Genomic DNA, 4,770 nt, shown 5'->3' on the forward strand with positions numbered 1-4,770 from the left:
AAACCCTTGGCCCCACCTGCACCCCGGCGCATATCACGTCGGGACTGACGTGCTCCTACTGCCTCTCGGGGGGAACCGTGAAGATCGTTCCCGCTCCTCGCCGCCCGTCGTGACCTCACGGCCGGACAGCCCGTCTGCGTCCTGACGGATCTTTACCCTCGACTCGAAGAACAATATGCCACACCGCATAAGATGTCTAGTCGTTCCAGCCTAGATTTTCTGGCCGCCGGCCACCAGGGTGACTGGCCCGCCCGGGCCGGCCGCGTTGGCCGTGCTCACGCCCTCGACGCGGCACTCCGCAGGTCACCGCCGGCGAATACGGGCGAAGGCAAGCTTCACCATCGCCGTGGTTCTTGTCGGCGTCGCCGCGACGGCCATGCTCCCGCCCGCGTTCCTGGGGCGCGGGGCAGCCTGGCGACGATCACCACACTCAGCCATGGACGGCCGCGCCATGATCGAAGAGGCCGTGGGCGAGTGCCGGTGTACTGACGACGGCCACGTCGTGGCCATGTACAACGGGAGGGCCTGCCGGCCGTCCTGCAGCAGCGGCGAACCGAGGCCCCACGCCGGGTCCCCGACAACAAGGTCGACCGCCCACCCCATCGGCGCGGCCACGGCTTCCTATCGCGACGGGGCCGTCATCCGTCAACGCCAAACGCCGAGGCGGCCCTGCGAATGGGCATCGCGAGAAGCGGTGAGCGCGTGCAAGGCCTGCAGCCGCTCCTGCTGATCTTCAGCAAGCGAGCGCAGCCACATACAACTGCGACCAGCACAAAGGAAAAAGAGTTGTGAAGCAGCAGGTAATCAGCCTGCTGCTACGAATTGAGCATCGTCTTAGGAAACGGTACCTGCCGGCGGTTAGCCACGAGTGCCCAGGACTGCCCAGCCGCGCCCACCGCTGCCACCCGCCGTTGCCCCGACCGCTTGATGTGCGACAGGGGGTCTAGGGCCTAGCGGCAGGTCGGCGGAGCGTGAGCGCACGGATCTGCCGATGAGCGTGCATTTGATCATCGTCAGTTCCCATGAGGCTTCGGGATACGTCTGCCTTTATCCAGTCGACTGACTTGCTCATCGCTTGGGGAGCGCGCTCATTTGCGTGCGGCAGTTTCTGGGACATCAAGGCCGCGTTGGGTGTGATCTTGAGGGGGCTCCAGTAGATGGAGCGGTGGTGTCAACGGCGGCCTGCGAGGACATCCTGGGCGATGGCGTCTCGTTGGGCTGCCTCGCGTTCGGCCTGGGCCTGTTCCGCGGCAGCGCGCTTGTCGTACGCCGCACGCGCGGCGGGTCCGTTGCGTTGAGCGTTGGCAAGATCGAGACAGACTTGGACTGTGAAGTCGTCGAGCCGTCCTCGCCCGTGGCTGCCTCCGAAGTCGGCGTTCGCCGGGTTCCGGTTCCCACCGGAGGTGATCGTCGTCGCGGTCCGCTGGTACCTGCGGTTCAACCTGTCCTACCGCGACGTTGAAGAACTCCTCGTCGAGCGCGGCGTGGAAGTCGACCACGTCACCGTCTACCGATGGGTGCAGCGGTTCACCCCACTGCTGGCTGACGCCGCCCGCTTCTGCCGACACTCACCAGGCGACCGGTGGCACGTTGATGAGACGTACGTCAAAGTCAACGGGGTGTGGCGGTACGTGTACCGGGCGGTCGACCAGTACGGGCAAGTCATCGACGTGCTCGTCTCGACCCGCCGGGACGCCGAAGCCGCCCGGCGGTTCTTCCGACGGGCGCTGTCAGCGTTGAAGGTCAAGCCCACAGAGGTGGTCACCGACGCCGCCGCGGTCTATCCCGGCGTCCTCGACGAGCTGATCCCGTCCGCGTGGCACCACGTCGAGCAGTACGCCAACAACCCGATAGAAGCCGATCACAGCCAGCTGAAACACCGGTTGAGACCGATGCGCGGGCTACGAACCGAGCAGACAGCACAAGTGATCATCGCCGGACACGCCTTCATGCAGAACCTGCGCCGCGGACACTACGAACTCGCCGTCGACTCCCCGCCGGCAACGCGGGTGCCTGCGGCGTTCGCCGCCCTCGCCCTGGCGATCTGACCGCGGACCCGACGCCGGTTCACCGCGTCCGTTGATCCCACAACGCAACGGCGCCGGACGAGAAGTGGCCGAACCTGGCGCCGGTGCTGTCGACCAAGACGATCGACTGGGACCTGATCCGCCAGCAGTACGACCAGATCGTGAAGTACACCGCCGCCCTACGCCTGGGCACCGCCGAGGCCGAGCAGGTCCTGCGGCGCTTCACCCGCGGCGGGCCCAAGCATCCGACGTACCGGGCAATCGAGGAACTGGGCCGCGCGGTACGCACGGCGTTCATCTGCGACTACCTCGCCGACGCGAAACTGCGACGCGAGATCAATGACGGGCTCCAGGTCGTGGAGAACTGGAACTCCGCCAACCACGATCTGTTCTACGGCAAGGACGGCGACCTGACCGGCTCCGACAAGGAGTCCCAGGAGGTCTCGATGCTCGCCCTGCACCTGCTCCAGTCCGCGCTGGTGCACGTCAACACCCTGCTCCTCCAGGACATCCTGAGCGAGGAGAAGTGGCAGAGACGGCTCACCGACGCCGACAGGCGGGCCCTGTCCCCGCTGTTCTGGACTCACGTGAACCCCTACGGCCGGTTCGAGCTGGACATGAACTCCCACCTCGACCTCGCCGCCGCGGTGGCGGCCACGCTTCCCGGCCCCCGAACCCCGCCCGAGGCGGAAACCGCCCGATCGGCGGCTGAAGGTGCGACAGGGTCTGCATCCTGAAGACGCCTGCCCCGGCGTCGTCGGCGGACGGCTGGATCGTTGACCGGGGCGAGGGCGCCATCGGCGATCCGTCTGTTTCAGCCATCAGGAACGGTCGTACGGCGGCTCTCGATGAGATTGATCTTGGGCTGGGATGTGCCGGCGCCAGCAGGTCTGCGCCTTCACTTCCACGCCAGATGCCTCATTCAGGTGGCGAGACCCGGCGCTGGTCAGCCAGATGTGTTCGCAGGTCGAAGATGCCTTTTGCAACTTCTCGCGGGATTCCTGCGAGGCGTGGTAGAAGGTCCGCTCGATCATCCAGCACAGGGCGCGTGCCATCGCTGACGCTTGTTCTGGTTCGGTGCCGGCCTGAACGCCGGCTCGTTCCAGGACAGCGGTGATGGCCGTGATGAACAAGTCAGCCGTGTGGCTCCACAGCTCGCCGATCTCCGGCACGGTCAACGACAGGTCGATCGCCGTGCGCATGACCAGACCGTGCTCATCCCACAGCTCAACCGTGCGCTGCATGGCTGCTGCGATGGCCTGGCGCGGCTCGTCGGTCTCTGCAGTGGCCCGGGACCGCTCCCACAGATGCTCAACGGTCCGGGCCACGAGTGCCGTGACCACTTCTTGCTTGGAGCCGAAGTAGAAATACAGGGCGCCGCGCGTGATGCCAGCGCCCTGAGCTATGTCGCCGACAGTCATGGCGTCGTAGCCCTTTTGCACCAGCAGAGCCTCGCAGGTGTCCAGAATGGCCCGCTCCCGGACATCGCCCTTGCGTTCGGTGGCGCGCCGGCTCCGCGCAGAGTGGTGGCTGGGCATCAGAGCTGAGCACCCTCGGCAAAGTCGGTCGTACGGGAGAGGGGCTCCCATGCGCGGATGTCCTCGTCCACAGCCGTGCGCGCGGCAGTGACCAGTCGCAGCGCATCCGAGCCAAGGACGAGGTGGGCCGGCGGCTGGTCGACCGACGTGATGTGCACGACGGCGTCCCCAGCCTTGGCCGGATTACCCAGCTGATTCCCGCTGGCCTTCTGCCGCGCTTCACGGATAGGGGCGAACAGCTCGTCGTAGTCATCGATGGACTGCGCAGCGCGCGTCATGGACCGTCCGGCCCAGTCGGTGCGGAAGGAGCCGGGCTCGATCGCCGTCACGTGGATCCCAAACTGTGCGACCTCCTTGCCCAGTGCTTCCAGGATGCCTTCCAGGGCGAACTTGCTGCCGCAGTAGGCGGACATGCCGGGCACGGCCATGAGCCCGCCCATGGAAGTGACGGCCATCAGGTGTCCGCGGCGGCGCTGGCGCATGTGGGGCAGTGCTGCCTGCAGGGTGGCCACTGCCCCGAATACGTTGACCTCGAACTGCCGCCGCACCTCGGCCAGCGGGGTTTCCTCGAAGGTGCCCTCCAGGCCGTAGCCGGCGTTGGCGACGACGACATCCAAAGGACCGACGCTCTGCTCTACCTCCACGACCACACTCGACACGGCGTCGCCGTCAGTCACATCCAGGATGCGGCCGTGCGCGTACCCGGGTTTCAGCCCTTCGAAGACCCGCAGGTCCTCCTCGGAACGGACCGTTCCAACGACGGTGTGCCCGGCGGCCAGGGCAGCCTGGGCGAAGGCACGGCCGAGGCCCGTGCTGACGCCGGTGATGAGCCAGTTCTGCTTTTGCATTTGCTCCTCCAGAGGAGACCCGCGAGGGGCTGGGTTGCTCCCTCACCTCTAACTCTACACAACGTCGATTTTTATCATCGTTGCGTAGACTATGGCGTCACTCACGGCTCCGCCGACCGCCCCGTGGCGATCCTCTCCGAGCGAGAGCAAAGACTGGATGCGCGCAGCCCACTCACAAACGACCCTTTGCGCGAGCAAGATCGACAATTGGCCGCCGGACCCCGCTCGACCCTGTGGGGCTCGAATACCCGGTTCGACCGTCTGAAGTGCGGTTCTGTGCGGGCTTGAGCCCGGTGCAGCCGTCATGCTCGTGGTCATGAGCGCGTCGTTGGTGTACCTGCTGCCTCGCCAGGTCCT

At 66.2% G+C, this 4,770-nt stretch carries 3 protein-coding genes and 1 pseudogene; 2 read left to right on the forward strand and 2 right to left on the reverse strand.

Annotated elements, in window-relative coordinates; genetic code table 11:
- Positions 1-1,358: 1,358 nt before the first annotated feature.
- The gene (locus DKT69_RS34755; RefSeq protein ID WP_109805615.1) at positions 1,359-2,048 is read left to right on the forward strand and encodes an IS6 family transposase; all 690 of its coding nucleotides are present in this window, start codon (positions 1,359-1,361) and stop codon (positions 2,046-2,048) included.
- Between the two features lie 65 nt (positions 2,049-2,113).
- Positions 2,114-2,764, forward strand: a pseudogene (locus tag DKT69_RS34760) (Tn3 family transposase); the annotation flags it as partial.
- A gap of 84 nt (positions 2,765-2,848) precedes the next feature.
- Here the strand turns inward: DKT69_RS34760 and DKT69_RS34765 are convergent.
- Together DKT69_RS34765 and DKT69_RS34770 are read right to left on the reverse strand one after the other, a co-directional pair.
- Positions 2,849-3,565: a TetR/AcrR family transcriptional regulator gene (locus DKT69_RS34765; protein WP_201750007.1), complete on the reverse strand. Its 717-nt coding sequence runs from the start codon at positions 3,563-3,565 to the stop codon at positions 2,849-2,851.
- Positions 3,565-4,413, reverse strand: a complete 849-nt coding sequence (locus DKT69_RS34770) for an oxidoreductase (protein WP_109805614.1) — start codon at positions 4,411-4,413, stop codon at positions 3,565-3,567. Before DKT69_RS34770 ends, DKT69_RS34765 begins: the two co-directional genes overlap by 1 nt.
- Between the last annotated feature and the right edge of the window lie 357 nt (positions 4,414-4,770).

The sequence above is a fragment of the Micromonospora sicca genome, from assembly GCF_003172935.1.
Classification (GTDB): domain Bacteria; phylum Actinomycetota; class Actinomycetes; order Mycobacteriales; family Micromonosporaceae; genus Micromonospora; species Micromonospora sicca.

Bases quoted from the DNA above. Each gene is read 5' to 3' on its own strand.
- DKT69_RS34765 (WP_201750007.1), bottom strand. From the start codon at position 3,565: ATGCCCAGCCACCACTCTGCGCGGAGCCGGCGCGCCACCGAACGCAAG.
- DKT69_RS34770 (WP_109805614.1), bottom strand. From the start codon at position 4,413: ATGCAAAAGCAGAACTGGCTCATCACCGGCGTCAGCACGGGCCTCGGC.